Below are 23,144 nucleotides of genomic sequence, written 5' to 3'. Positions count from 1 at the left end.
CCCGGACGAAGGGTGCGAAACGCATGAAGGGCTGGACCCTCTTCCCTCACCTCGTGGTCCGCACCACGGGCTTCCCCTTCGATTGGCTGGAGCGGCTGGGGTGTCCGGAGGCTGCCCGGGCCGCGCGCCAGCTGGCCTCGGCGCGGCAGGCGTTGGAGGCGCTGAAGGCCCAGGGCCCTCGGGTGAAGCGGCCCTCGCGCGCGGTGCTGTCTGCCCTGAAGGCCGGGCGCCCGGTGGACACCGAGGGAATGGCGTCACCCGAGCTGTTCGCTGAGTGGAACGAGCGTGCCCGGGCCGCGCAGGACGCGGAGGCCGCCTTCCATGCGGCGATGAAGCAGGAGTCCCTGGCGGTGGAGGACGCGCTGCGGGCCCTGCGGCAGGCGCCGCGCTTCCTGGAGGCGGTGGCCAGCTCCAGCCCGCCCGTGGCGAGAGATTTGCTGGACGGGCGGGACGGCGCGCGGTTGCGGCGACAGGTGGCCAGCTACCTGCAGCGCATGTGCGCGAAGAACGAGACGATGGGCTTCTTCGGCCCCATCAACTACGGACACGCGGACGCGGCCGCGCCGACGGGCGTGACGCTGCGCTGGTCCGGGCCGGAGGTGCTGACGGGGCGGAACACCTTCGCGGCGTCGTGGCTGGTGCAGGGGCTGGTTCGCGCCATCGCCTTCGACCCCGAGGTCGCCGCGTGGCTGGTGCCGCGCCGCAAGGCCTTCGCGGAGGTGCCTTCGCGCAAGACGCTGCCCGCACCGGAGAGCGCGGAGGCGTTGCTGCCCCGGCTGGTGGAGGCGGTGGATGGAACGCGCACGCTCGCGGGGCTCGCCTCGTCGCTGGGCGTGGCCCCGGGCCTGGCGCGCGAGGCGGCGCGGCTGGGCTGCGAGAAGGGCCTGCTGACGCATCAGCTCGAGGTGCCCGCGGCCACGCATCACCCGGTGGATGACCTGGCCGAGCGCGTGGCGGGCCTGCCGTGCCCCGCGGCTCGGCGGCACGTGGAGGGCTTGAACGCGCTGCTGGCGCTGATGGCCGGGTACGGCGCCGCGGATGCCGCGGGGAAGATGGCGCTCCAGGCGGCCTTCGCGAAGCGCGCCCATGCGCAGTGGGGCGTGTCGCCGCCGTCCGAGCGAGGCCCCGCGTCCGAGTCGCACAACTTCTACCAGGACCGGCTGGCGCTCCGGGAGGAGTGCGGCGGTGATTTGCGGCTTGAGGTCGGAGGGGAGCGGGCGCGTGAGCTGGTGACGCGCCTGGAGCCCGCGCTGGCGTGGATGGGCGCGGCGGCGCGGCGGACCCGGGAGGCCGCTCGCGCCACCGTGGCGGGGCTGGTGGGCGCGCGCACGGTGCCGTTCTGGAAGGTGGCGGCCGCGTACTCGGACCGGCCGGTGCCGTTGGACGGCTCGGTGGCGGAGCTGCTGGCTGGCGCCGTGGCAGACGCATCCGCGCGCTGCGCGGACCTGGGCTCGGTGACGCCGCCGCCGCTGGACGACGACGCGAAGGCGCTGCCGCTCGTCACGTCCGTGGACCTGCTCGTGGGGGCCCGGGACGTGGAGGCCTGGAGCCGAGGCGAGTACGAGCTGGTGATGGGCGACGTGCACGACACGGCGCTGGTGTGGGGCTGGGCGCTCCAGTTCCACGAGGCGCGCGGCCGGGTGGAGAGCGCCATGGTGCGGGCGCTCGGGGCCTTGAGCCGGCCGGTGCCCCTGGTGACGGTGCTGGCGTCGCGACGCACGGGCCTGCTGCCGTCGGAGTTCCCGGGGCCCGTGGTGGAGCTGGGCGGCGTCAGCGCCCGGGCCTCCGCGTGGCGCCTGCCGCTGGATGACCTGTTCGTGGAGAGTGATGGAGCGCGGGCGCGGCTGGTGTCGAAGCGGCTGGGCTCCGAGGTGTGCCTCTATAACGGCGAGCTGGATAGCCTGGTGCACACCGCCTTCAGCCTGCCGCGCATCCGTCCGCTGCGCGTGTCGCTGGGCGAGCACACGCCCCGGCTGACCCTGGGCGGCGTGGTGGTGCAGCGCGAGCAGTGGCGGCTGTCGCAGGCGGAGCGGGAGGCGCTGCTCGCGGGCCGCGATGACTCGGCGAAGCTGCGCGCGGCGGTGCGCGTGTGGAGCGAGCGCGGGATGCCGGACTGCGTCTTCGCGAAGTTCAAGGACGAGCGAAAGCCGGTACTGGTGGACGTGCGCAGCCCGCCGCTGCTGCGCGTCTTCCTCAACCTGCTGGAGCAGAAGGAGGAGGTCCTCCTGTCGGAGATGCTGCCCTCGCCGGACCAGCTCTGGCTGCGGAGCCCCGCGGGTGGGCGCCACACCGTGGAGCTGCGTTGCACGCTGATGTGGGGCGCACAGTCCGCTGCCGGAGGACGGGAATGAAGCTGCTCGTCCTGCCACCCCACCGCGACGTGACGCTCGTGCCGGAGGCGCCGGAAGGGTGGCGGTGTGTCGACGTGGCGCGCGAGTTCTGCCGGCGCGTCTTCGCCGTTGACGCGGTGGAGGCCGCCGCCACCGCACGCGAGCGCGCCCCCGCTACCGCGCAGACGATGCGAGAGCTGCTGCTGTTGCGCGCCGCCCAGTCGCTGCATGCACGGGAGGACGCGAGTGTGAGCACCCGCCTGCGCGCGCTGGGGGCGGTGCTCTCCGCCATCTCGGGTCCGCCTGACGGGGTGCATCTCCGGCTGGACGATGTGGAGCTGGCGGGCGGCACCACCGAGCGGAGCGCGGACGTCTTGCGCTCCCTGGACCAACCCGCGTCCTACCTGGATGACCTGGCCCGCGCCGCCGCGCGCTTCGCCGGCGCCGAGCGGGTGCGGCTCTGGCTCGAACGCGACCTGCAACTGCCTGCCGCGGCCTGGCTGGCGCGAGCCTGTCCGGAGCACGTGCCGCTCGAAGTCGCGGGGCCGTTCGCCTGGGCGCACCGGACCGTCCTGGCTCGACTGTCCGTGTTCCAGCGCGCCACCTTCGTGGAGGCGGCCCCCCTGCGCTGGCGCGTGTCGCCCGAGCTGGACGAGACGGCCCCCACGTCACTCGTCTGGCTGTCCGAGGCGCTGGAGGTGCGGGCCAGCACGCTGGACACGGTGCGCGTCCTCACGGGAGGCGCGGTGGGGTGGGCGGGGCATGTGTCGCTCGATTCGCTCCTTCATCCGGACGTGCTGGTGGAGAGCGGTTGCAAGGTGGCCGTCGTGGGGTTCTGCGCCGCGGACACCGACGCCTGGGTCGACCCGTTGGGGGCTCGCGTCTCCCGAGAGGCGCTGGCACAGGGCGCTCGCCGGCTTCGGGACGCGGGCGTTCACCTCGTGGCGGAGTGGTGGGCCGGCGCGCCCGGGGTCGACGAAGCGGACCTCGACGCGACGCTCGCCGTGCTGGACGCGGAGCCGGTGTTCGACAAGCTCGCGGGAGTGCGGCCCTTCCACTGGCCTCGGACGCCGCCTGCGCGTGGCCGCGCGCTGTTGTGGCCGGACGTGAGCGTCGGCGCGCCACCCGATGACCGGGACCTCGCGAGGAGCCGGCCCTTCGAGCACGCCCGCTCCATTCCCAGTGCCCGCGTTCCGCAGGTGCTTGCTGCGCTCGCGACGCGGCTGCTCGCGCGAGGCCCGCTGAGCCCTGGCCGGGTCGCCGCCGCGTGTCTTCCCGAGGTGTCCCGGCCCCGTGCAACGGAAGTGAGCGCGGCGGCCATCCGGCTCGACGCGGACTGTGCGTGGGTGCAGCTCCCGGCGGGCCTGGAGGGTGCGCCGAAGCCGTCGTGGTTCGCGGCGAACCTCCGCACGGGCTCGGTGCTCGCGATGGACGCGCGGCTGGCGCCGAAGCTCGCCGGGCTCGTCCGGCCCATGGAAGTGGCCAGCGTGCTGGGGGCCGTTCCCCAGGCGCAGCGGGAGAAGCTGGTGGACACACTGGTGGCCAGGTCGGTGCTGACGAGGGTGAACGGATGAGCGAGCCCTGGACGTTGGGCGAGGTATTCGTGCTGCGGCACGCGGGCTTTCCCTTTGACTGGCTGGAGTCGCTGGGGATGCCTCAGGCGGTGCTGGACGACGTCGCCCGGTTGCTCGAGGCCGAGGATGCGCTCGTGGACGCCGTGCGCGCGGAGAAGGGCGCGTCCGGTGCGCAGGTCCTCATCGATGCGCTGTCCCAGGGCCGTGAGCCCCGAATCGACGCACGGCTGGGCCCGCCGTGTCAGGACGCATGGGCTCGCTACCAGGCGCGTCGCGAGTCCGTTCAGGCCAGCTACGCGGCGGAACGCAAGACGCTGCGACGGCAACTGCGAGCGCGAGCGGCGGACCCCGCCATCCAGGAGGCCGTGTTCCTCTCCAGCCCGGCGATGTTCGACAACGTCTGGGTGCGCTACCTGCGCGGCGGGGAGCGGCCGGACACGTCCGATGCGCGCCGGGTGGAGCGGCAGGTCTACACGTACCTCCAGCGCTTCTGCGCGAAGAACGAGACAACGAGCTTCTTCGGCCCCATCTCCTACGGCGAGCGCACCCACGATGACGGCTATGACGTGCGCACGGTGCCCAGCGGAAACACGCGCCGCCGCACGTTCTTCTCCTTCTGGGCGGTGACAGAGCTCGCTCGCGCGGTGGGGCGGGAGCGCACGCTGCGCCCGCACCTGCCGCTGCGCCTCAATCCGCTCTTCACGGTGACCCCGGGCCGCGCCCTCTGCGAGCCGCTGAAGCTGGACGTCACCTTGTCGCCCGAGGCGGAGCGCCTGCTGTCGGTGCTGCGCGAGCACCCCACGCCCGCGCAGGCGGCCGGGGTGCTCGGCCTCCCGGTGGTGGACGTCGAGCGCCAGGCGCTGCCGCTGGTGAAGACCGCGTTGTTGCTCTGGGGCCTGCCGTTCCGGCCGAACGACTTCGGCAGCTTCGAGAGCGTGCGGGACGCGGTCGCGGCGCTCCCCGACCTGGAGGCACGCACCCGCTGGTTGGTGCGGTTGGAGTCACTGGCGCGTCTCAAGGCGGACTTCGAAGCCGGGGACCTGACCCAGCGGCGCGAGCTGCTGCCGCGCCTGGAGGCCGTCTTCACGGAGGTCACGGGCAAGCCCGCGCGCCGAGGCGACGGACAGGTGTATGCGGACCGCCTCATCCTCTACGAGGAGGCGAGCTCTCCGTTCCGACTGCGCTTCGGTGCGCGCTTCACCGCGGAGCTGGAGGCCGCGCTGACGGGTGCGCTGGAGCTGTCGGCCGCCTATGGCGAGAAGGTGCAGCAGGGCTTCCGGGAGCAGGTCCGCGACGCGCTGGGCCCGGACGCGGGCCCCATGGACCTGCTGGACTACGCCGTGCGGCTGCGGCCTGACGGTGTGACGGGCAGCCGCTTCTCGCCCGTGCCGCCGGTGATGCTGGAGCCGGAGGACGGCCGCGCGCGCGCGCTGCCCGTGGACTTCCTGGGCACCTCCACGCCGGGCGGGCGCTACGCCTTGCCGGACGTGTGCCTCGCCGCGAAGCCGGACGGAGGCGGCTTCGAGGTGATGCTGGCGCGTGTCCACCACCACCTGCTGCTGTGGAGCTGGCTGAGCGCGTTCCAACCCGAGCGGGAGCGCTACGCCTCGGTGGCCTCGCGTTGGCTGGAGCAGGACGCCGCGGCGCGGGGGCTCGTGGGGCTGGCCATCCGCAGGCGCAACAAGGGCTTCTACGTCTATCCCGGGCGGCGGTTGGTGTACTCGGTGTCGGACGTGCTGGACGTGGACGAGGGCGCCCTGACGCCGGGGGACGTGAAGGTCCGTCCGACGCCCGACGGCCCGGTGTTGGTGGACGGGAAGGGGGAGCGGCTGAGCTTGTACCTGCCGCTCGATGACTTCTCTTCCTATCCGCCGTTCGCGGCGCTGGCGCATCCCCAGGTGCTGCACGCGCCGCTGCGGACGCAGGGCGGTCACCTGCCGCGGCTCAGCGTGGGCGGCGCGGTGTACCAACGCGAGCGCTGGAACCTGACGGCGGAGCGGCTGGGGAAGCCCACGGGCTTCGAGCTCTTCCTCGCCGTGCAGCGGGAGCGGCGCGCGGCGGGGTGGCCTCGCTTCGTGTTCATGCGCAGCTCGAAGGAGCGCAAGCCGTACCTCATCGACACCGCGAGCCCCTTCGCCATGGACCTGCTGTCACACCTGGCCCGGGACGCGGAGCGCCTGTCCGTGGAGGAGATGTACCCGGCGCCGGAGCAGCTCTGGCTGCGGGACGAGCGGGGCCGCTACACCTGCGAGCTGCGGATGCAGTTCACCCGCTGGAGCGAAGTACCGGCCTGACGCCCTTTGACATCCGGGCCGCATCGGTTACCAGAATGGTCCCTTGCCCGGCCTGGCGGTGATTCCCGCCTTGCCAGGATTTCGGGCCCTTTTCTGAGGAGACAGTCCATGTCCGGTGAAAACGTCGTTGCTCCCCCCGTCAAGAAGCTGAAGCGGCCGGTCGAGGAGGTTCGCGCGGAGCTGCTGGCCGACGCGGACGTGAAGGAGCAGGCCCGTCTGCTCAAGCTCCCCGTGGAGGAGTACGTCGAGAAAATCATCGACTACGCCCTCAACCCGGAGAAGCCGCCCCAGCTCCAGATCGTCCCCGACGAGGAGCTGAAGGCCAAGGACCCCAACGTGCCCACCATCGAAGAGCTTCAGGAGCACCTGCAGGCCATCGTCGACGGCCGCGTCGTCATCAGCCGGGCGCATCAGCGGGACGGCTTCAGTGACCAGGACGCGGACGCTCGCTACAAGGCGGCGCTCGCATCTGACGCGGCGCAGCAGGGTGCTCCCGAGAGCCGCAAGGGGACGTCCGCCAGCGAGCTGCACGCCACGGAAGCCAAGAAGCCTGGCACCGACAAGAATTGATCGGCGGAGGAACAGGCCCGGGGATCATTTCCTGGAATCTCCGGTGCCTTGCCCCTGAGCCAAGTCCTTGAATTCAAAGGGGCCCCGAAATGGCGTCCGGTTTTTTCGGGTAACAGGGAAACAAATACGCCCATCCCCCGACAATTTTTACATCGGACGCACTTGATGGCTGCACCGCAGCCATCTTTCAAAGGGGAATTACCATGGGTGGCCTCAAGAAGATCGTTAGCAAGGTGCTGGACGTCGTCAAGCCGTTCGTGTCCGCGGTCAACCCGCTGCTGGGCGCGGCGATGGGCTTCGCCAGCGGCCTGATGCAGGGCAAGAACCCGCTGCAGGCGCTCATGGGCGCGGCGACGGACCTGATTCCGGGTGGCGGCGCCTTGAAGAACACGGTGGGCAAGTTCGCCAGCCAGTTCCTGATGGACGGCACGGGCGGCAACAGCCTGCTGAGCGGCGCGCTCAACCTGGCCACCGGCAAGAGCAAGGTCACCGACGTGCTGGGCGACCTGATGAAGAACACGGCGAAGACGGGCCTGAGCCAGCTGGGCATGAACAACGCGGCCGAGCTGTCCGCGCAGCGCATGTCGCAGTTCCTGGTTTCGTAATATCGTCGCCGGATGACGCCCATCCCCTACGTTCCAGAGCTGCACTTCGCTCAACTGCAGGAGTGGCTGCGGTTCTGGAACGATGCCGTCACGCCAGAGACGCTTCCGCAGACGGGCTTCATCGTTCCTGGCAAGGCGGCGGGGTTCCTCTACCGGACCGACAGCTCGCTGGCCATGATTGAGACCCTGGTGGCCGCACCGGGGTTGTCCAAGGAAGAGCGGAGCGCGGCCGTCGACCTCGTGGTGGCTGCCATCTGTGAGGAGTCCACGAGGCTCGGGTTCCAATTGCTGGTGGGCTACACCCAGTTGGACGCCGTGGTGAAGCGCGCCGAGCGGCACGGCTTCATCTACGTGGAAGGTGGCTTTCACGTCATCGCCAAGCGGCTCAGGTGAGATGAAGCCTGGCGCCGACATCTTGATTCTCGGAGCCGGTGTCGTGGGTCTTTCGGCCGCGCGCCGGCTCTCTGCTTTGGGCGCGAGCGTCACGGTGCTGGACGCCGTGGACCCAGGAGGCCGGGGCTCGCGCGCCGCCGCCGGAGTCGCCATCCCGTCCGTGCGGCTGTTCGATGACCCGCTGATGCTGGCGTTCGCCCGGGCGGGCCGCGGCACGCTGGCGGAGGACCTGGCCTCGCTCCCGGGCGGCGACCAGCTCCGCCGAGGCAACGGCATCCTCCGCGTCGTCGCGGACGCGAAGGCGCGCGATGCGCTGGCGGCGAAGGCGGTGGCGGACGCGGAGGGGCTGGGCACCTGGCGGGACGCCGCGAGCCTGGTGTCGCTGGAGCCCGCGCTGGAAGGCACGCCGCTGTTCGGCGCCTTCGAGACGGACCAGGGCCACCTCGTGGACACGGATGGCTACGTCGACGCGCTCCTGAAGGCCGCGGCCCACGTGGGCGTGCGGCTGCGGCTGGGCGTGGCCGCGCGCTCCGTCTCCGAGTCCTCCACGGGGGTCGAGCTCCAGACGGAAGGGGAGACGCTCCGGGCGGACCGGCTGCTCGTGTGCGCGGGGCCCTGGTCGGCGGGCGTGGCGGGGTTGCCTTCGTTGCCGTTGAAGCCCTTGCGTGGGCAGATGCTGGTGGTGCACCAGCCGGGCTTGCACCTGACGCGCGTCGTCTCCGGGCCCTCGTACCTGGCGCCGTGGCGCTCGGGTGAAATCGTCGTGGGCGCGACGGAGGAGGACGCGGGCTTCGTGGAGCAGGTGACGCCCGCGGGCCTGCTGCACCTCAGTGCCACCGTCGCGAAGCTGGCGCCGCGTCTGCGTGACGCCCGGTTCGTCCGCGCATGGGCGGGGCTGCGTGCCGCGACGCCCGATGGAAGGCCCTACATCGGCTCATACCCGGGCACGCAGCGCACGTTCATCGCCACGGGGCTGGGGGGGCAGGGCATCCTGACGGGTGCGTATACCGGTGCCTTGCTCGCGGAGCTCGTGGCGCGGGGGCACAGCGCGGAGGTCGAGCCCTTCGCTCCAATGCGTCACCTGGGCGGCGTGGCGACGGAAGGACGCTGAGGCAGGCTCGGCCCGTCGCCGGTCGCTGACACAAGGCGCGACGCTGGAGGCTTCGTCGCCCGGCGCGCCGCGTCTGGGCGGAACGTCAGTACAGGTTCACCGGGTCGAACGGGCGGTTGAGCTTCGTCCGGGCGCGAGGCAGCACCTCATGCACCGCCTTCGCCTCACCCCGCGCGAGCGCGGCCTTCAGCGCCTCTGTCTGCTTCGGCCACGTCGTGCTCGCCTCGGCGCACCGCACCGCCTCCGGCCAGTCCGTGTGTCCAGCCGCCAGGGCCTGTCCGGCCAGGCTCTCCGCCGTCTTCAGCGGGTCTCCAATGGCGCGAGCGTGCTCCTCCGCGCGGGTGAACCAGTCCACGGCGACAGCCGGCTGCTGCTCGTCCAGGAACAGGCGTCCCAGCTCCGCGGCAATCACCTGCCGGTGGAACGAGTCGCCCAGCGCATCGGCGTTGGTGAACGCCTCGGTGAAGTGGGCCACCGCCGCGTCACGCTCGCCAGCGGCCAGCTCCAGCCCCGCCAACCGGTAGCGGTGGTGCTTGGCGAAATTCACACCCCAGCTCTCGCTGATTTTCTCGAACCGGCGCCACGTGGAGATGGCGTCGCCGTACTGGCGCGCCGTCTCCTGCAGATAGCTGGCGTTGGAGATGAGGTTGATTTTCAGGTGGGTGGCGCTGGCGTCGTGCAGGTCCCCCACGCAGCGCATGGCCTGCTTCTCCTCCACCAACGCCTTGTCCAGCTTGCGCTCCTGGAACCACGTCAGCGCGCAGACATTGCGCAGCCACCCCTCCTGGAGCGCGCGGTCCGGCGCCGTGCTGCGCTCCAGCGCGGCCAGCCCCGCGGCCACCTCCGTCCGCGCGTTGGGGAGCTGTCCGAAGCGCTTCGTCAGGGTGAGCGCGCGGAACATGTGCAGCCGCGCCACCAGCTCGGGAGGAATCCGGCACGCCAACCCCCGGGCAAACGCCTCCATCGCCGCGTCGTGTGCGCCGGTATAGACGTGGACCACGCCCATGCTGCGAGCGAACAGGGCCTTGAGCTCGTCGACCTCACCCAGGCTGGCGCGCTCAATCTCGATGGCGGGCGTGGCGAAGCCCGTGTCCAGCGTCTCCCAGGCCTGAACCACGCGAGCCGCCAACGCCGCGTCCGCGTTCGCCTCCAACACCGCCAGCCCCTGCTCGGCGGCCAGCATGGCGCCTTCGTAGTTGGTGGTGAAGAAGCAGCTCCGGACGGCGAGGATGGCGGCGGCAACCCGTGTCTCGGGCGCCTGGGCCGCGTCCACGGCGACCTGGAGATAACGGCCCTCCAGGTCCACCGGCGCCTCCAGCGCGCGCGACGACACCGGCCCGGGCGTCGGCACGCGGGGCGCGCGCATCCGGTCGCACAGCGCATCCAGGTAGGCCTGCCGCCGGGCCTCGAAGGACTCCGCGCCATGGGGCCGGCGCACGTTCCACCCGGTGAACAACAGCGTGCCCTCCAGCCCTTCCAACCGGCTCCACTCGGCGGCCCGCATCACCGCGCGCAGGCTGACCAGGTCGCACTCACCCGCGCCATGGAGCACCAGGGGCCGGCCGCTGACGCGCAGCGTCTCCATGATGGCCTTCGCGGCCACGTTGAGGACCCAGAACATCTGCTCCGACTCGCGGTGGAGGCGGCGCTCGGAGGGCGTCAGCGCCAAATCTCCGAGGTCCGGCACGCCGTCGATGGTGCCGGGAAACAGCCGGTTCCATTCGGAGGGGTGGGCGCGGGAAAGGGCGTGGACGACCTGGGGCGCGGTGGCTTCACACGCGCGAAGGACCTTCCTCAGCCCGCCGAACGCGACAGGCAGGGCCACCCCCACGTCGACTTCGATGGCGTGCGACGGCAGCGCGGCGCGCGGCGACGTCTCCACGGTGACAGCCAGCTCGCGGGGACGCGCGAAGGGGGGACTCACGGGAGGTTCCTCGGAGGGGCTCAAGGTGGGGGTGAGACACAAAAGCTGTCTCACACGCATCCTCACACCCTCTCAGGAACTGAGCAATCGGGCCTGCCCGGAAAATACCAGGTGAAACGTCATTTTCCGGGCGTGGCCGGGTGCGTCGAACACAGCGCGTGGAGATCCGTTCCCAGCGGACAACGGGAACGTCAGTCATGCGTGCCGATGTGTTGATCGCCGTGGTGGGCGCAAACCCAGTGGAAGGCGCAGGAGCACGCCACGGCGCGAGCGCGGGTGCAGCACCGGCCGCCGAAGTGCTCGGGGAGGGCCGTGGCCTCGTCGTCCTCGGGGGGCTCCGGCAGGCACCGGGGCGCCGAGCGGCCGGATTCGGCGGGCTCGCTGTCGCAGCAGCCGCGCTCCATGCAGCGGGGGCAGAGGGACAGCTCGCAGTGGGCGCACCAGTCGAACACTTCACCGGCGCTTCCGCGGCGCTCACAGCCTCCACAACTGTCGAACATGGACGACCTCCAGTCACATGCGGATGAAGGTAGAGCGGGGGTCTGACAGGCGAAGCGTCCAATCCGTCACGCTGCAGGCGCGAAGGCTTCCATCGGTGAACGCCCGGCGGGGGGAATGTGGGGCAATGAACCGTCGTGGGAGGAATCCAGCGCGCGGTTGGAACAAGCTGGAGGGCGGGCCCGTCATACCAGGGGAAGGAGCGAAGCCCATGCGCAGGCCACGGCGAATCATTGGTGTCTTCGGTTCTGGCAAGGAGGACCACGCGGAGCGGGTCGTCCCGCTGGTCCGGTGGATCGCCGAGGCGGGCTTCGACCTGCTCACGGGCGCGGGCAGCGGGGTGATGCGGACGGCGGCGGACGCGTTCGTCCAGGTGGCGTACCGGCACGGCATCTCCATGGGCATCGTCCCCGGCTCGGTGGAGGGCGGCGAGTACCGGCCCCGTCCGGGCTACCCCAACCCCAACGTGGAGCTGCCCATCTACACGCACCTGCCGCTCAGCGGAGTGCAGGGGACGGAGCCGCTCAGCCGCAATCACATCAACGTGCTCACGCCGCACGCCCTGGTGTCACTGCCCGGAGGCGCGGGCACGGTGGCCGAGGCGGCCCTGGCCCTGCGCTATGGCAAGCCCGTCATCCTCTACGGACCGCCGGAGTCGTTCCGGCGCTTCCCCACGGAGCTGGAGCGGACGGACTCCCTGGAGCGGGTGGCCGAGTTCCTCCGGGCCGCGGTGCGGGATCCGCTCCGCCTGACGGCGCCGTAGCCGCTGGAAACCGTCTAGGATGATGCGCTCGGGGGAACGGGCGGGGGCCACCCAGGCAGGGCGGGCCGCGTCGTCTCGAGTGCGCCATCATGATCAGTCCCGACCATCCGCTCGCCAGCTGGTTCCTCGTCATCGCCGGGACGCTCTTCCTGGTCGTCATCGCGCTTCCCCTGCTGCTGATGCCCCTGACGTGGGCGCGCTGGTTCGGGTGGCGGCTGCCAGAGGGGAACAATCACCTCACGGTGTACTTCGGGCGCTGCCTGGGCGCGGTGGCGCTGGCCATCATCCTCACGGCGGCCCGCTTCGTGTCACGACCGGGCCCCGCCATCTTCGACCTCATCGGCTGGGTGTGTGCGGGAATGGTGGTCGTCCACACCTGGGGCGCCCTGAAGAAGGCGCAGCCGGTGTCGGAGACGGTGGAGATTGGCTTCTATGCGGTGGTAGGCGTGCTGGCCATGTGGATCCGCTTCAACGCCCTGGGCTGAGCGCATGGCCATGTCTCCGGTGGACATCGACCCCATCCTCGCGACGTTGGCGCCCTACATCCCCGGCGCCGTGCTCCGGCGTCTGGAGCACACGGAGGCGCACGCGCTGCCGCTCGTGGAGCCGGTGCGAGGCGCCATCCTCCTGCTGGACATCGCGGGCTTCACGCCCATCGTCGTCAGCCTGAGCGGCGCGGGGCCCCGGGGCATCGATGCGCTCCAGCGGCTCCTGACGAGCTACTACACGGAGATGATCGACGTCGTGAAGGACCACGGCGGCGACATCTACCAGTTCGCCGGTGACTCCATCCTGGCCTGCTTCGAGGTGGAGCCGGGCCTGGACGCCAGCGGCGCGGTGCAGCGCGCGGCCCGGTGTGCGTTGGACGTCCAGCAGCGGCTGTCCCGCTTCGCGCACCTGGAGCTGCTGGGTCAGCGCTTCAGCGTGTCGTCGCGCATCGGCATCGGGTTCGGCGAGGCCCACCGGGTGGTGCTGGGCGCCACGGGGATGTGGATGCACCCCGCGCTCATCGGCCAGCCGCTGGCGCAGGCGGTGGCGGCGGAGAAGCGGGCCACGGTGGGGGAGGTGCTCCTCAGCCCGGAGGCGTGGGCCCTGCTGCCGGAGCCGGCCCGTCAAGGCGAGGCCCGCGGCGACGCGTACCACCTGGCGCCCACCGCGCCGTTGCGCGTGCCTCCCGCGCCCGCCTTCGTGTTGCCCGCGGGGCCGGAGCTGGTGGCCCGGTGCTCGCTGCTGCTGCACCCGGTGCTCTTCACGAAAATCACGACGGCGCACCAGGAGTTCAGCGGCGACTTCCGCGACGTCACCTGCTTCTTCCTCCGCTTCGACAGCCAGCGCGCGTCCGCGCGGCCAGAGGACTTCACCCGCGAGCTGAACGCCTTCTACGAATACGTCCAGCGGGAGAGCGCGCACCACGGCGGCGTGTTGCTGATGACGGACTTCACCGACAAGGGGAACGTCCTCTACGTCATCTTCGGCGCGCCCACGGCCTTGCAGAGCAAGGAGGTGCTGGCCTGCCGGCTCGCGTGCAAGCTGATGCGGGAGCGGGAGTCCTTCCCCTTCGTCGCGTCGCTGCAGATTGGCATCGCCACCGGTCCGGCCTACTTCGGCGACATGGGCTCGCCCTGGCGCAAGGGCTACTCCGCGCTGGGCGAGGTGGTGAACATGGCCGCCCGCCTGATGACGCACGGGCAGGGCAGCGGCATCCACATCGACGCGCAGACGGAGCGCAAGCTGCACCAGGGCGGCTTCGACACCGCGTTCGTGGAGGATGCGCGGCTCAAGGGCGTGTCGCGCGCGGTGCCCGTCTACCGGCTGTCGGCGGAGGTCCGCCGCAGCCTGTTCCTCAAGGGCAAGGGCGACATCGTCGGCCGGCAGCACGAGGTGGAGGCGCTGCGCCAGGCCGTCGACGAATCGCTGCGGGGCCACGGCCGCATCTGCGTGGTGTCGGGCGAAGCGGGCATCGGCAAGTCGCGGCTGGGCGCGAAGGTGGTGGAGGTGGCGGAGGCGCGAGGGGCCCACAGCCTCTACGGCATCTGCTACTCGTACGAGATGTTCACGCCCTTCTTCCCGTGGAAGGAGGTGCTGGTCCAGCTCTTCGGCCTGCACGAAGGCGACGACGTGGAGACGCAGTTGTCCCGGCTGCGCCAGGGCTTCGCGGGCCTGGAGGACACGGGGCCGGAGTGGATCCCCGTGCTCGCGGGCATCCTGGGGCTGCCCGTGGAGGAGTCACCCCTCACGCGCGACCTGGATGCCCGGCGCAAGAACCAGAAGCTCTTCCAGGTCATCCTCCAGCTCCTGGAGAAGCTGTCGCGCCAGACGCCGGTGCTGCTCTTCTTCGAGGACCTGCACTGGGCCGACAACATCTCCGTGGACCTCATCGAGTACGTCGCCGCGCGGCTGTCTCCGCTGCGGGTGACGCTGCTGGTGACGATGCGGCCGGGCGAGCACCTCAAGAGCCTCAAGGGGCTGCCCGGGCTGCGGTGGTTGGACCTGTCCAGCCTGGATGACGAGGACACGCGGGCGCTGCTGCGGCTGCACCTGCGCATGGAGACGCCGGACACGGCGCTGGAGGATTTGCTGCTGGCCAAGGTGCAGGGCAACCCGTTCTTCACCGAGTCCATCGTCCAGGGCATGGTGGAGAAGGGCTACCTGGGGCCGGTGGCGCCGGGCGCGGAGCGGCTGGAGCTCAAGCGCAGCCTGCAGGGGCTGGAGCTGCCGGACTCCATCCAGGACGTGGTGCTGACGCGCATCGACCTGCTCACGGAGACGGAGAAGCTGGTGGTGCGCGTGGCCTCCGTCGTGGGCCGCATCTTCACGCTGGAGGCGGTGGCCGCGCTGGCGCCCGGCTCGGTGTCCCCGGAGCGGATTCGCGAGGCCATCGACACGCTGACGCGGCTGGGGCTCATCCTCCTGGAGCTGGAGGAGCCGTTCACCTGCATCTTCAAGCACATCGTCATCCGCGACGTCGCGTACACCACGCTGCTGGTGTCCGCGCGCGAGGACCTGCACCGGCGCATGGCGCGCTTCATCGAGGCCCGCGCGGGGGACAATCCCGTCAAGTCGGCGGGAATTCTTGCCTACCACTCGCTGGCGGGGAACGACGAGGTGAAGGGCCTGGAGTACACGCTGATGGCGGCGCGCAGCGCGCGCGAGCAGTACGCCAACGACGACGCCGTCCACCACTACAACCGGGCCATGGAGATTCTGGGGGGCACCGTCGCGCTGGACCCGGAGGAGGTCCTGCAAAAGACGCGCGTCGTGATGAAGGAGCTGGCGGAGACCCTGCTCAGCGCGGGCAACTACGCGGGCGCCATCCTCATGTTCGAGCAGTGCCTGGCGGACGAGGAGCAGGTGCCGCGCCGCGCGGAGATTCACCTGGGCCTGGGCCGGGCCCACCAGGAGAAGGGCGAGTCGAAGCGCGCCATCCAGGAGCTGGAGACGGCGCTGGAGCTCATGGGGCGCATGATGCCGCGGAGCATGGCGGCGCTGGTGCTGCGCGCGGTGCTGGCCATGGGGCTGCACCTGCTCTACGGCCTGTTCCCCTGGCTGGTGCGGCCGCTGGGCGCGCGCCTGCCGCTGTACCTGAAGCAGCTGTCCACGCTCATCTCGCTCATCAAAATCTACTACTTCGCGGACATCGGGAAGCTCACCTGGGCCACGCTGGTGGCCACGACGATGGCGGAGCGCTCGCGCAGCGAGTACGGCCTGAGCCTGGCGACCAGCTACTACGGCTCCCTGCTGTTCGGCTCGGGGCTGGTGGGGCGCTCGGGGCACTGGTGCCAGCGCGCGCTGGTGCATGCGCGGCGCTCACGGGATACGGCGGCGGAGGGCGTGGCGCTGAGCCGGCTGGCCACGCAGGCCATCTTCACCAACGCGCAGGCCCGCGCCACGGAGTACGGCGAGCAGGCCGTGGCGCTGCTGCGGCAGGTGGGGGACATGTGGGAGGTGCAGACGGGCCTGATGATGCTGGCCACCAGCCAGTTCCTGGCCTCGCGCTTCGAGGACGCCGAGCGGGCCTTCCGGGAGATGGGCCGCGTGGGCGTGGAGCTCAACGCGCTGATGCACCAGGGCTGGTCGCACGCGTGGGTCCCCATGTGCCGCTACCTGCGGGGCGATGGGGACGTGGGCGAGCTGTGCGCGGAGCTGGAGGAGGGCCTGCGCATCAGCATCGACGTGCAGGACCTGGCCAACCAGTGCGCCAGCCTGAATCACCTGGTCAACGTGGCGGTGCGCGAGCACCAGGTGGAGGAAGCGGCGCTGATGGCGGTGCGCGCCGACGAGGCGCTGTGGCGCTACCACGTGCTGGTGCCCTTCCTCCAGATTGGCCTCGTGGACGCGGCGGAGGGCGCGCTCTTCGCGCTGGAGCAGGGCGCCGTCTCCGTGCCGCGCGAGCAGCTGTGGGCCCTCTACCGCCGCTGCGCGCTCAAGGCGCGGGCCCTGGGGGTGCTCTATCCGTACCTGCGCGGCCCGGCCATGCGGGTGATGGCGCGCGCGAAGGCCCTCAAGCGGGGCGCGAAGGCCGCGGAGCCGCTGTTCGACCGCGCGCTCGAGGTGCTGGAGGCCACGCCCAACCGCTGGGAGACGGGCGTGGCCTACCTGGACGCGGCGGCGGCGTTGCCGCACCGGCGCACGGCGCTGCTGGCCCGTGCGCGTGACATCTTCACCGCCATTGACGCGCGGGCGGAGCTGCGGCGGGTGGAGCGGCTGGAGTCCGGCCCCCAGGACGCCGCGCCGCGCCTGGCCGCGGCGGCGCTCACGTGAGCCGCTGCGGCTGGAGGCCGAGCTGGGCCATCTGCTGCGTGTCCCAATATTCCAGGGCGTCCTGCCCGGCGATGTAGCGGCGCGCCGTGTTCTTCAGCGGGTTTCGGATGCTCACGATTTCGGGCCCGGAGAAGAGGATGGTCTGCTTGTACCGGGGCATGTCGCTCATCGTCAGCTTGGACCAGTAGTGGCGGGCGATGTTGGGCAGGCTGCCGAGCTGCGCGCAGAGCCGGTGGAAGTGCTCCACCACCTCTGACGTGTGCAGGTGCTTGGGCTGGTGGCAGAGCGTGTAGCCGTCATAGTCGCGGCTCAAGGTGCCCGGCAGCAGGCGGTGCTCCGCCTGGAGTTCGCGGAAGAAGGGCGTCTCCGGGTAGGGGCAGACGATGCCCAGGAAGGTGACGGAGAAGTACTGGAGGTCGGAGAGGTACTCGGGGAGCTTCACCAGGTAGTCGTTGGTGTCTCCGTCCGAGCCCACGATGAGGCCGAAGGACAGCAGGATGCCGGCGGAGAAGACGCGGCGGATGACGGCGTCCACTTCGCTCAGCTTGTTCTGGCCCTTGTTCATGGCCTTGATGGAGTCGGGGTTGAGGGACTCCAGGCCGGTGTAGACGTAGCGGCAGCCCGCCTTGGCCATCAGCTTCACCAGCGACTCGTCCTTGAGGACGTTGAAGGTGAGGGCGCAGCCCCAGGTCTTCTTGAGGGGAATCAGGGCCTCGCACAGCTCGCGCAGGTACTTCGGTGAGCCCCCGAGGTTGTTGTCCAGGAACATGAAGGCGTCATCCATCAGCCCCATGAAGTTGGGGTTCCAGCGCATGTGCCGTTGGATTTCGTCGATGACGTGGGCGACGGGGCGGTAGCGGTAGCGCTCGTTGCCGGTGAGGACGCAGAAGTTGCAGGAGAAGGGGCAGCCGCGCGAGGCCTCGATGCCGGGCAGGCGCAGCTTGTTGTGGGTGAAGTCGATGAGCTCGTAGCGGTAGGGCCGGATGGCGGCGGGGCCCAGCGGCGGGCGCTGGTAGCGCGGCTGGAGCTGGCCCTTCTCGAAGTCCTCGATGAGCGCGGGCACGTTGGCCTCGGGCTCGCCGGTGATGACGGCGTCGAAGTACTGCTGGGCGTCGTCGGGGAAGTAGCTGGCGTGCCGGCCGCCGGCGACCGTCGTCATGCCGCGCTGGCGGAAGAGGGTGGAGAGCACCTTGGTGTGCTCGTAGTAGGAGTGCAGATAGGAGAAGAAGACGAGGTCCCAGTGGCGGTCCAGGGGGAGGTCGCACTCCTTCTCGTTGAAGATCTCCACCTCCGCGTGCGCGGGGCACAGGCCGGCGATGAGCTCCGGCACGGAGGACTGCATGATGGAGGGCTCTTTGAGGCGCAGCCGGGTGGGGTGCGTGTACGTGGCGATGACAGCAATCCGCATGCGATGACGTGGCTCCAGGACGAGGCGGCGCGGCCACGTTCCGGCAAGGAGCACTTGTCACCTGGTTCGGCTCCCCCGGCCTGGCCGTGAAAGCAGAATCCCCCTGTTTCACGCTTCACGCAAAATGACAGCGGCTCGGCGCGTCCGTGTTCGTGGTTTCCAGACTGTCGTGTTTCGCGAGCGACCCACCGTGCCCTCGGCTTCGTCACACCGTGTGCATGGAGTTTCAATGGGTGGGTCATTATCTAGTCAGGGTCCGCTTGCCGACCCACCCCGGCTTGGGCTGGTTGCACCCCGTCCCCTCATCCGCCGAGCGCCCCCCATGTCTGTCAGTACCTGGAACATCGACGCAGCCCACTCGTCTGTCCTCTTCGTTTCGCGCCACATGGTGGTGGCGCGCGTCCACGGCCGCTTCGAGCGCTTCTCTGGAACCCTCCGCGTGAATCCCGAGCAGCCCACTCAGGGTGAAGTCGAGATGTCCGTGGAAACGGCGAGCATCTACACCGGCGCGCCAGACCGGGATGCGCACCTGCGTTCTCCGGATTTCCTCGACGCCGAGGCTTCGCCCACCATCACCTTCCGCAGCACCCGGGTTGAACCCGTGGGCGGCGCCAGCTTCCGGCTCATGGGCGACCTCACCATCCGCAACGTCACGCAGTCGGTGGCCTTCGACGCCCGCCACACCGCCACGTCGAAGGACCCCTGGGGCAACATGCGGCTCATCTACTCGGCGCGCACCACCATCAATCGCACCGACTACGGCATTCGCTGGAACAAGACGCTCGACAATGGTGGCTGGCTCGTCGGTGAGAAGATTGACCTCGAGCTCGACATCCAGGCCATTCCCGCGACGGCCTGAGCCGCGCTCAAGGCGCGGGCATGAAGTCCGCGTACACGGCGGCGTGGTCCGACCCGCCATAGCCGCCTCGCGGGTCCCTCGCCGTGCGGAACGAGCCAGGCACATACGAACCCCCGCCGCGCGCCAGGTACAGGTGGTCAATGGCCTGGAGGTCGCCGTAGTAGGCATACGTCCACGTCTCGCTGTCCGGCCGGTCGCTGGCGACGCGCAGCAGCGCGCCGTCGCGCTCCACCTCGGTGATGGGCTCTGAGCCCGGCACGTCGTTGAGGTCTCCCCCCAGGACGACCAGCGCGTCTGGCGCCGCCTGTGCCGCGCCCGCGACGATGTCCCGCGTCGCCACGGCCTCGGCGAAGCGGCGCCCGGGGTCGTCGTTGGACTTGGAGCGGAAGTGCGCGGAGAAGACGATGACCTTCCTCCCGGCCACGTCCAGGTGGACCTCCAGCAGCTCGCGGGAGAACCGGGTGGCGGAGCCATCCGGGCGCCACAGCGTGCGTTCCCGATGCCCGCGCACGTCGGTGATGGGGTGAACGGAGAGGACCGCCACGTCCACGGACGCCGGGGCGCCCGTCTCGCCCAGCTCCGAATAGCCGAAGCGGGGAAGCCGTGACGTCAGCGCGTCGAGCGAGGCCTGGGTCTCCACCTCCGCCAGCAGCACCACGTCGGCGTTCAGTCGCGAGATGGCGGACGCGAGCCGGTCCGCCTGGAGGCCGAACTCAGACGGGGTGGGCAGCGCCTCGTAGTGGTTGCCGCCGCACTCGCCCGAGTCACACACCGTGTCGAAGAGCCGCTGAACGTTGAACGCCGCGATGCGCACGCTGCCTTCGACCGCGGTGTCGGGTGGCTGCGGCGGCACACAGGCCGCCCCGACACACAGTTCCTCGGGGCCGGGCCCCGGTGGCATCTCACGCCCCTCGCAGGCGGACAGGGACAAGAGGGTGGCCAGCAGGGCAGCGGCGCGGAGGCGCTCGCGGTCCCGCGACGCAGGAGGAAGGGGGCGTGACATGGGGCCGCGAGACTACTCCATCGCGGGCGGGCAGGCGGGGTGCCGCGTCGCTGGCAGGCGCCCCGGATTCCCGCGCATTGCTTCCTGCTGGGCGCTACGGCATGAAAGCGCCCGGCGGCGGGGTTCGAGCCCGCCGCACGGACTGTGTGCGGAGGGGAGTGCGCGGCATGGTGTTCGAAATCCTGATTGGCGCCGCGGTGATGACGCTCATCACCGTGCTCTTCACCGGGCCCGGCATGTGGAGTTCCACCTGGGGCTACCGGAAGCGGGAGGGCCAGGACGCGCCGAAGTCCCCCGACGCGGAGCGCAAGGAGCCGTAGTCCCCCCGCGCGCCCGGCGTCACTGGCAGATGCCGGGGCAGTCCGTGGCCCCCGAGCCAGGCGAGCAGGCGTCCAGCGGGTCGTCCACGCACCGCGTCCCCGCCGACACGCAGCCGCCATAGAACCCGCCGCAGCATCCGACGTACCCCTGGGGCACGTCGCACGGCGTCGCGAAGCTCCGGCACTCAGCGTCGCCCGAGGCGGGCCTGGCGAACACCCGCACCTGGGCGCAGGCGTCGCCGTCATCGTCGGAGCCTCCGCTGCAAGCGGTGAGCAGCAGCGGGGCCATGATGGCGAGCGCGGCCTTCATTCGTCGGTCCATGTCCGCTATCTGGCCAGGACTGGCGCGCGCGTCCAGTCCCCCGCACCGGAGGTGTCGGGGGATGAAACGTGGGGCGCGCGTCACTCCACCAGCAGCCGCTTCACCGGTGCGGGGTCCACCGCGACCATCAGCGGCCGGGTGAAGTTGCTGAACGACACCAGCGCCTGACCGGGTGCCAGCCGCGACACCCGGTTCCAGAGGCTCTCGTCGATGCTGCCCACCGACTTCTGCATGCGGGCGATGACGGAGCTGTCGGCGATTTTGTGGATGACGAAGTTGTTGATGAGCCCCAGCACCTCGTTGGGCAGGTGCTGTGGAAGCTGGGTGACGAAGACGAGCCCCATCCACCGCTTGCGGCCCCGCTTGGCGATCTTCGCCACCTGCTCGAAGAGCACGGGCATCTGGGCGATGCGGCTGGCGGAGAGGAACTCGTGGGCCTCTTCGATGATGATGAGGACCGGCGTGACGGCGGAGTTCTTCTCCCGGGCCCGCTGGTATCGCGCTTCCTGCGCGTCCTGGAGGCCTCGCAGGATGTCGGCGATGACCAGGTTGTTGAGCTGCGGCGAGTCCGTGTCCGACAGGTCGATGACGGAGACCCGGCCGGGCTTGAGCATGGACTCGTAGGCCACGCCCTGCGCGTTGCTGACGTCGAAGATGCCCAGGCGCTTGAGTCCCCGCAGCTTGCTGGACAGGGTCCTCCAGCTCACCGAGTGACGGCTCGGGTTGGCCCTGACTCGGCCGATGACATTGCCGAAGTTGCTCTGGAACTCAGTCTGGAGGACACCGCCGCGGTGGCGTGGCTTGGACGCGTCCTCGGCTTCTTCGTCGTGCTCGTCGCTCTCTTCGGAGGGGGCTGCCTGCTTTCGGGCCGAGGTCTGGGACTTCTTCTCGGGTGCATCCGTCTTTCCCTCGTTGCTGAGGCTGTAGATGTATGCGCTGACCACGTCCAGCACATGGTCGATGGTCATGTGCGGATAGCCCGTCGACAGCTCATCCACTTCCAGCGCCTCGCCGCGCTCGTCTTCCGTCTTCGGATAGATTTTGAAGTCTTCAAGCAGTTGCTTGGTGACGTCGTAGGCCTTGAGGAAGCGCTCCTGCTGTGCGTCTGTCAGGTTGAGAATCTCCGCGAGCGCGTAAGGGGACAGGCTGGAGAACTTCAACGAGAAGATGCGGCTGTTCCGGTGCTGTTCGTTGAGGCTTTCGCGTCCGATGAGGTGGTGGATGTGGAGATCCTTGACGCCCTCGGCCCGTTGGCCGCGCCGCTTCAGCGCCTCGAGCATGGCGGCCTGGTCCGTGGGCTTGTCCACGTGCGTGTATTCCCCCTCCACATCGAAGACGATGGTGGCGATGCCTTCCTGCTGCGCCCGGTGGATGAGCGTGGCGACCGTGGTCGACTTGCCTCCACCTGTCGTCCCGATGATGCCCGTGTGGCGCGGGAGGATGGACTTGTCGCGGGGGTTGAGCCGGGCCTCCATCTTCTCGTAGCCCACGACGAGCCCCAGGCACAAATCTCCGCTGGTGCCCAGCACCCGCGTGCTCTCCGCCTCGTCGAGCAGGAAGACGGGGCTCTGCGGGCGAGGCCGGAAGCGCGGCGGCTTCAACGCCCCATCGACTTCTTCGCCGACAATCTCTATCTCCGCGCGCCCGTGGTAGTCGAAGGTGTACGCCAGCTTCTTGCCATGCGTGACGACGCCAATGGCCATGGTGGAGTTGGCGGGCACGGCGTTGGGTTCAGCGAAGGGCCCTCGCACCACCACGCCGAGATAGGCGCGCTGGTCCTCCCGGGATTTCACCCGGACCAAGGTCTGGGAGGCGAGTTGATGCAGGTCTTCGCGCGTCAGCAGGACGGTGATGAGGTTGTCCTGGCTGGCCGACACGTCGAAGTGGGTGAAGCCCACCGCCGTTTCCAATTCGGGGTCCAACTGGGCGTTGGCCTTGACCTGCTGCTTGAGCGCGTCCAACGCCTGGAGGGTCTCCGCCGGCGTCTGCTGGAAGGTCCTTTCGGACGGTGCCTGGGCGGGCGGTGCGGGCAGGGGCGCCCGGCCGTTCATCACTGGCGTGGATTGCGTGGGCGAGCCTCGTTGCTGGCCATTCACGCCGGGGGGAGGCCGGGCCACGCCACGCGCGGGGCCCGGAGGTGGCGCCCTCCCCGGGCCATTCATGGGGCTGCCTCCTGGTGGGGGAGACGACATCGCGCGTGCCCCCTGCGCCGCCGAGGACGGTCTGCCATTCGGTGGCGCGGCTCCCTCCGGTGCACCGCTGCCCGGTGGCGCACTCCGGCCCTCCGCGGTCTCCTGTCTCGATGCGGACCTGCCCGCTGCCTGCGTGGCGTGGGGCGCGGGGCCCCGGAACGTCCCTGCCGCGGAAGAGCGCTGCCCCCTACCGTCATCAGCCATGCTCATTCTCCTC

The 23,144-nt window shown here is 70.3% G+C and carries 18 protein-coding genes; 12 read left to right on the top strand and 6 right to left on the bottom strand.

Annotation, left to right across the window (positions count from 1 at the left end; genetic code table 11):
- Positions 1–23: 23 nt before the first annotated feature.
- The 7 genes from KGD87_RS12210 (at position 24) to KGD87_RS12180 (ending at position 8,877) form a co-directional block, all read left to right on the top strand.
- On the top strand, positions 24–2,351 hold the full coding sequence (locus tag KGD87_RS12210) for a lantibiotic dehydratase (protein WP_284667620.1): 2,328 nt from the start codon (positions 24–26) through the stop codon (positions 2,349–2,351).
- Positions 2,348–3,904 (top strand): radical SAM protein, encoded by a 1,557-nt coding sequence (locus KGD87_RS12205; protein ID WP_284667619.1) that lies wholly within the window; start codon positions 2,348–2,350, stop codon positions 3,902–3,904. The genes KGD87_RS12210 and KGD87_RS12205 overlap by 4 nt, the downstream gene beginning before the upstream one ends.
- The gene (locus tag KGD87_RS12200; RefSeq protein ID WP_284667618.1) at positions 3,901–6,198 is read left to right on the top strand and encodes a lantibiotic dehydratase; all 2,298 of its coding nucleotides are present in this window, start codon (positions 3,901–3,903) and stop codon (positions 6,196–6,198) included. The genes KGD87_RS12205 and KGD87_RS12200 overlap by 4 nt, the downstream gene beginning before the upstream one ends.
- Positions 6,199–6,306: 108 nt before the next feature.
- Entirely contained in the window at positions 6,307–6,768 is a 462-nt protein-coding gene (locus KGD87_RS12195) for a hypothetical protein (protein WP_284667617.1), read from the top strand.
- A gap of 203 nt (positions 6,769–6,971) precedes the next feature.
- Positions 6,972–7,373: a hypothetical protein gene (locus KGD87_RS12190; protein ID WP_163784532.1), complete on the top strand. Its 402-nt coding sequence runs from the start codon at positions 6,972–6,974 to the stop codon at positions 7,371–7,373.
- Between the two features lie 12 nt (positions 7,374–7,385).
- Positions 7,386–7,766 carry a hypothetical protein gene (locus KGD87_RS12185; RefSeq protein ID WP_284667616.1) on the top strand — a complete coding sequence of 127 codons (381 nt, stop codon included), beginning with the start codon at positions 7,386–7,388 and terminating at the stop codon, positions 7,764–7,766.
- A gap of 1 nt (position 7,767) precedes the next feature.
- Positions 7,768–8,877, top strand: coding sequence for an NAD(P)/FAD-dependent oxidoreductase (locus KGD87_RS12180; RefSeq protein ID WP_284667615.1), 1,110 nt, complete (start codon positions 7,768–7,770; stop codon positions 8,875–8,877).
- A gap of 85 nt (positions 8,878–8,962) precedes the next feature.
- Here KGD87_RS12180 and KGD87_RS12175 read toward each other — a convergent pair whose 3' ends face one another.
- On the bottom strand, positions 8,963–10,801 hold the full coding sequence (locus KGD87_RS12175) for a tetratricopeptide repeat protein (RefSeq protein WP_284667614.1): 1,839 nt from the start codon (positions 10,799–10,801) through the stop codon (positions 8,963–8,965).
- Positions 10,802–10,992: 191 nt separating this feature from the next.
- Positions 10,993–11,301, bottom strand: a complete 309-nt coding sequence (locus KGD87_RS12170; protein WP_163787602.1) for a hypothetical protein — start codon at positions 11,299–11,301, stop codon at positions 10,993–10,995.
- 209 nt (positions 11,302–11,510) lie between these two features.
- Here KGD87_RS12170 and KGD87_RS12165 point away from each other — a divergent pair, with 209 nt between their 5' ends.
- The 3 genes from KGD87_RS12165 to KGD87_RS12155 all read left to right on the top strand — a co-directional run bounded on the left by KGD87_RS12165 (position 11,511) and on the right by KGD87_RS12155 (position 16,823).
- On the top strand, positions 11,511–12,062 hold the full coding sequence (locus KGD87_RS12165) for an SLOG cluster 4 domain-containing protein (protein WP_284667613.1): 552 nt from the start codon (positions 11,511–11,513) through the stop codon (positions 12,060–12,062).
- An 89-nt stretch (positions 12,063–12,151) separates the two neighbouring features.
- On the top strand, positions 12,152–12,547 hold the full coding sequence (locus tag KGD87_RS12160) for a hypothetical protein (protein ID WP_163783684.1): 396 nt from the start codon (positions 12,152–12,154) through the stop codon (positions 12,545–12,547).
- A gap of 10 nt (positions 12,548–12,557) precedes the next feature.
- Entirely contained in the window at positions 12,558–16,823 is a 4,266-nt protein-coding gene (locus tag KGD87_RS12155) for an AAA family ATPase (RefSeq protein ID WP_350102529.1), read from the top strand.
- On the opposite strand, the gene KGD87_RS12150 is transcribed toward KGD87_RS12155, so the two are convergent.
- Positions 16,816–18,231 (bottom strand): B12-binding domain-containing radical SAM protein, encoded by a 1,416-nt coding sequence (locus KGD87_RS12150; RefSeq protein ID WP_284667611.1) that lies wholly within the window; start codon positions 18,229–18,231, stop codon positions 16,816–16,818. The two genes, KGD87_RS12155 and KGD87_RS12150, sit on opposite strands and share 8 nt — an antisense overlap.
- A 322-nt stretch (positions 18,232–18,553) precedes the next feature.
- Between KGD87_RS12150 and KGD87_RS12145 the strand changes: the two genes are divergently transcribed.
- Positions 18,554–19,090, top strand: a complete 537-nt coding sequence (locus KGD87_RS12145) for a YceI family protein (protein WP_284667610.1) — start codon at positions 18,554–18,556, stop codon at positions 19,088–19,090.
- Between the two features lie 7 nt (positions 19,091–19,097).
- Here KGD87_RS12145 and KGD87_RS12140 read toward each other — a convergent pair whose 3' ends face one another.
- Positions 19,098–20,093, bottom strand: a complete 996-nt coding sequence (locus KGD87_RS12140; RefSeq protein ID WP_284667609.1) for an endonuclease/exonuclease/phosphatase family protein — start codon at positions 20,091–20,093, stop codon at positions 19,098–19,100.
- A gap of 167 nt (positions 20,094–20,260) precedes the next feature.
- Here KGD87_RS12140 and KGD87_RS12135 point away from each other — a divergent pair, with 167 nt between their 5' ends.
- The gene (locus KGD87_RS12135; RefSeq protein ID WP_163783683.1) at positions 20,261–20,413 is read left to right on the top strand and encodes a hypothetical protein; all 153 of its coding nucleotides are present in this window, start codon (positions 20,261–20,263) and stop codon (positions 20,411–20,413) included.
- 19 nt (positions 20,414–20,432) lie between these two features.
- Here the strand turns inward: KGD87_RS12135 and KGD87_RS12130 are convergent, their stop codons facing one another.
- Both KGD87_RS12130 and KGD87_RS12125 read right to left on the bottom strand, forming a co-directional pair.
- The gene (locus tag KGD87_RS12130; RefSeq protein ID WP_284667608.1) at positions 20,433–20,735 is read right to left on the bottom strand and encodes a hypothetical protein; all 303 of its coding nucleotides are present in this window, start codon (positions 20,733–20,735) and stop codon (positions 20,433–20,435) included.
- An 80-nt stretch (positions 20,736–20,815) separates the two neighbouring features.
- Positions 20,816–23,137 (bottom strand): ATP-binding protein, encoded by a 2,322-nt coding sequence (locus KGD87_RS12125; RefSeq protein ID WP_284667607.1) that lies wholly within the window; start codon positions 23,135–23,137, stop codon positions 20,816–20,818.
- Positions 23,138–23,144: the final 7 nt, after the last annotated feature.

It is taken from the genome of Myxococcus sp. SDU36 (genome assembly GCF_030168875.1).
Classification (GTDB): Bacteria; Myxococcota; Myxococcia; order Myxococcales; family Myxococcaceae; genus Myxococcus; species Myxococcus vastator.
This window is presented reverse-complemented; position numbering and strand designations above follow the sequence as displayed.

Excerpts from the sequence above, each read along its gene's own strand:
- KGD87_RS12185 (WP_284667616.1), top strand. The coding sequence starts at position 7,386 with ATGACGCCCATCCCCTACGTTCCAGAGCTGCACTTCGCTCAACTGCAG.
- KGD87_RS12125 (WP_284667607.1), bottom strand. The coding sequence starts at position 23,137 with ATGAGCATGGCTGATGACGGTAGGGGGCAGCGCTCTTCCGCGGCAGGG.
- KGD87_RS12205 (WP_284667619.1), top strand. The coding sequence starts at position 2,348 with ATGAAGCTGCTCGTCCTGCCACCCCACCGCGACGTGACGCTCGTGCCG.
- KGD87_RS12170 (WP_163787602.1), bottom strand. The coding sequence starts at position 11,301 with ATGTTCGACAGTTGTGGAGGCTGTGAGCGCCGCGGAAGCGCCGGTGAA.
- KGD87_RS12190 (WP_163784532.1), top strand. The coding sequence starts at position 6,972 with ATGGGTGGCCTCAAGAAGATCGTTAGCAAGGTGCTGGACGTCGTCAAG.
- KGD87_RS12165 (WP_284667613.1), top strand. The coding sequence starts at position 11,511 with ATGCGCAGGCCACGGCGAATCATTGGTGTCTTCGGTTCTGGCAAGGAG.
- KGD87_RS12210 (WP_284667620.1), top strand. The coding sequence starts at position 24 with ATGAAGGGCTGGACCCTCTTCCCTCACCTCGTGGTCCGCACCACGGGC.
- KGD87_RS12130 (WP_284667608.1), bottom strand. The coding sequence starts at position 20,735 with ATGGACCGACGAATGAAGGCCGCGCTCGCCATCATGGCCCCGCTGCTG.
- KGD87_RS12155 (WP_350102529.1), top strand. The coding sequence starts at position 12,558 with ATGTCTCCGGTGGACATCGACCCCATCCTCGCGACGTTGGCGCCCTAC.
- KGD87_RS12180 (WP_284667615.1), top strand. The coding sequence starts at position 7,768 with ATGAAGCCTGGCGCCGACATCTTGATTCTCGGAGCCGGTGTCGTGGGT.
- KGD87_RS12200 (WP_284667618.1), top strand. The coding sequence starts at position 3,901 with ATGAGCGAGCCCTGGACGTTGGGCGAGGTATTCGTGCTGCGGCACGCG.
- KGD87_RS12160 (WP_163783684.1), top strand. The coding sequence starts at position 12,152 with ATGATCAGTCCCGACCATCCGCTCGCCAGCTGGTTCCTCGTCATCGCC.
- KGD87_RS12145 (WP_284667610.1), top strand. The coding sequence starts at position 18,554 with ATGTCTGTCAGTACCTGGAACATCGACGCAGCCCACTCGTCTGTCCTC.
- KGD87_RS12140 (WP_284667609.1), bottom strand. The coding sequence starts at position 20,093 with ATGTCACGCCCCCTTCCTCCTGCGTCGCGGGACCGCGAGCGCCTCCGC.
- KGD87_RS12150 (WP_284667611.1), bottom strand. The coding sequence starts at position 18,231 with ATGCGGATTGCTGTCATCGCCACGTACACGCACCCCACCCGGCTGCGC.
- KGD87_RS12135 (WP_163783683.1), top strand. The coding sequence starts at position 20,261 with ATGGTGTTCGAAATCCTGATTGGCGCCGCGGTGATGACGCTCATCACC.
- KGD87_RS12195 (WP_284667617.1), top strand. The coding sequence starts at position 6,307 with ATGTCCGGTGAAAACGTCGTTGCTCCCCCCGTCAAGAAGCTGAAGCGG.